The sequence below is a fragment of the Vagococcus sp. genome (assembly GCF_036639995.1).
In the GTDB taxonomy this organism is placed as follows: Bacteria; Bacillota; Bacilli; order Lactobacillales; family Vagococcaceae; genus Vagococcus.
Genome location: NZ_JAVWHO010000053.1, coordinates 1 through 1,726, shown reverse-complemented (window position 1 = coordinate 1,726; position 1,726 = coordinate 1). Strand labels below are relative to the sequence as shown.

3 protein-coding genes are annotated in these 1,726 nt (G+C 34.2%); 2 read left to right on the top strand and 1 reads right to left on the bottom strand.

Going from position 1 to position 1,726, the window contains the following annotated elements; genetic code table 11:
• The coding region (locus tag RR554_RS10685; RefSeq protein ID WP_332467994.1) for an aminotransferase class I/II-fold pyridoxal phosphate-dependent enzyme at window positions 1–872 on the top strand (872 nt) is incomplete at its 5' end.
• Window positions 873–935: 63 nt separating this feature from the next.
• On the opposite strand, the gene RR554_RS10680 is transcribed toward RR554_RS10685, so the two are convergent.
• Window positions 936–1,118 carry a DUF2187 domain-containing protein gene (locus RR554_RS10680; RefSeq protein WP_332464399.1) on the bottom strand — a complete coding sequence of 61 codons (183 nt, stop codon included), beginning with the start codon at window positions 1,116–1,118 and terminating at the stop codon, window positions 936–938.
• Between the two features lie 242 nt (window positions 1,119–1,360).
• Between RR554_RS10680 and RR554_RS10675 the strand changes: the two genes are divergently transcribed.
• A partial coding sequence (locus RR554_RS10675; protein ID WP_332467993.1) for an amidohydrolase family protein occupies window positions 1,361–1,726 on the top strand: 366 nt, incomplete at its 3' end.

Here is a 1,726-nt window from a genome sequence, read left to right as displayed (position 1 = left end):
TCGATAATGGAGATGAAATATTAGTTCCAATGCCTGATTATCCGCTTTGGACAGCAGCTGTTACTTTAGCCGGAGGGAATGCTGTTCATTATATCTGTGATGAAGAAGCCGAGTGGTACCCAGACATTGCTGATATAAAAAGTAAGATAACAAGTCGAACAAAAGCGATTGTCTTGATTAATCCTAATAATCCAACAGGAGCTCTTTATTCAAGAGAATTGTTAGAAGAAATTGTTAAAGTGGCTCGTGAGCATCAATTAATTGTTTATTCAGATGAAATATACGACCGTTTAGTGATGGACGGGGAAGAACACATTTCAACAGCGACATTAGCACCTGATTTATGTGTGATTACCTTTAACGGTTTATCAAAATCTCACCGTGTGGCAGGTTTTCGTTGTGGCTGGATGGTGATTAGTGGTGAGAAAAAATATGTTAAAGGTTATATTGAGGGCTTGAATATGCTAGCGTCAATGCGTCTATGTTCCAACGTGTTGTCTCAGCAAATTATTCAGACAGCTCTTGGTGGGTTTCAAAGTGTGGATGATTTATTACTTCCAGGTGGACGCATCTATGAGCAACGTGAATTTATTACGAAAGCTTTAAATGATATTCCAGGCATTACTGCGAAAAAACCAAAGGCGGCCTTTTACATTTTTCCTAAAATAGATACAAAAAAATTTAACATAAGAGATGATGAACAGTTTGTTTTGGACTTTTTACATGAAAAACATGTGCTGTTAGTTCACGGACGAGGCTTTAATATGGCAACACCTGACCATTTTAGAATTGTTTATTTACCTAAAAAGGATGAGTTAGAGCTTACAACAAATGCCTTAGCCGATTTTTTACAAACATATAGACAAAGATAACGAACTGATTTAGATATTGTGAGTAAAATGAAAAACCAAGAAAGACAAGCTTTCTTGGTTTTTTTATATACTAATTAGGGGTTGGCATGTTTTCTTACTAACGACAACACGGCCAAGATATTTTTCTTTGACTTCTGATGTCGGGTTTAGAACACTAACCAGAACAGAGTTTTCATATTCTTTTTCAATGATTCCTTCAAATTGACTACCTTGCCAATCAAAATTAACTTTACTATTAACTTCCATAGTAAGCGCTCCCATCTGAAATAACATTTTTTCCATAAATAACAAATAAACTTTCTTGATGCGATCATTATAACACAAAGTTGTATAAAAAAGGAGACATAAAATAAAATAAATCCTGAAAATAGTGATTATTGTTCGATATCAAATAATATAATTTTTATTAATTGTATAGACCAATCCTTGACGAGAAAAGAATTTAGTGATAATTTAAAAGTAAATAATCATAGAAGGAAGTTTTGGCAATGAAAACAGTTATTTATGCGGATAAATTTTTCTTAACAAGTGGAATGGAAGGTCCTGGGTTTTTAGATATCTCTCATGGTGTTTTCGGGAAAATCGCTAAAGAAAAACCAAAGGATGCAACTGAGGTCATTGATTGCACAGGTAAATGGATTGCACCAGGCTTAGTTGATACTCATATCCATGGTTTTAAGAATAATGATGTTATGGACAATAAGGCAGAAGGTATTAAACAAATGTCTGAGGATTTATTATCATGTGGTGTGACGTCTTTTTTACCAACAACATTAACATCAAGTCGGGAACAATTAACAGCTGTGGCTAAAACAATTGGTGAAGTTCATCAAGAAGTAAAGGGTGCTAAGATT